Here is a 341-nt window from a genome sequence, read left to right on the forward strand (position 1 = left end):
AGGTAAGCGTTTTACTTTCGGCATTAAGCTTATCTACGACAACGTGAGCAATAGAGCGTTGATCCTTAGTGACAATATGATCACCAAGCAATGCTTCTATCTTCTTGCCCCATTCACCTAAAGTAGCATGATGTTCTAGCCTATCAACCTTCAGTTTCAGTTCTATTAGAGGTAGAGAGGCTCGAAAGCCTATCTCAATGCAAGCAGGCAAATCCGGAAAGGTCTGAGCCAGCACCTGCTGAAGTTTTGATTCACCATAACCAAAAACGCGGTAGCGAAGGCGCTTCACCTCAATATCACTCGGTAAAGTAACCTTTAGACTCGGTAAGATCTCCTCACGC

1 protein-coding gene is annotated in these 341 nt (G+C 44.6%); it reads right to left on the reverse strand.

Features of this window, described 5'->3' with window-relative positions:
• A partial coding sequence (locus tag A3729_RS32835) for a hypothetical protein (protein WP_231877411.1) occupies positions 1-341 on the reverse strand: 341 nt, incomplete at both ends.

It is taken from the genome of Oleiphilus sp. HI0043 (assembly GCF_001634935.1).